1 protein-coding gene is annotated in these 334 nt (G+C 74.0%); it reads left to right on the top strand.

Annotated elements, in window-relative coordinates; genetic code table 11:
- Positions 1-6: 6 nt before the first annotated feature.
- Positions 7-334, top strand: a 328-nt coding sequence (locus tag ADK86_RS17840) for a TIM barrel protein (RefSeq protein WP_159393875.1), incomplete at its 3' end; no start/stop codon positions are given.

Below are 334 nucleotides of genomic sequence, written 5' to 3'. Positions count from 1 at the left end.
TCCCTCATGGGCTTCTCCGAGGCGCGTTTCGATGTCAATCTGTCGATCCTGTTCACCGAGCTGCCGTTGCTGGAACGCCCGGCGGCGGCCGCCGCGGCCGGGTTCACCGCGGTCGAGCTGTGGTGGCCCTGGACCGACGCCCCGGTCCCCGCACAGCGGCAGCTGGACGCCCTGCGCCAGGCGCTGCGCGCGGCCGGCACCCGGCTGGTGGGCCTGAACTTCTACGCCGGGCAGCTGCCCGGCCCCGACCGCGGCGCCCTGTCCCTGCCCGGCCCCGAATCCGAGCGCTTCCGGGCGAATGTGGAGGTGGCCGCGGATTTCGCGCAGTCGCTGG

The organism is Streptomyces sp. NRRL F-5755 (assembly GCF_001279365.1).
Taxonomy (GTDB): Bacteria; Actinomycetota; Actinomycetes; order Streptomycetales; family Streptomycetaceae; genus Streptomyces; species Streptomyces rimosus.
This window is presented reverse-complemented; position numbering and strand designations above follow the sequence as displayed.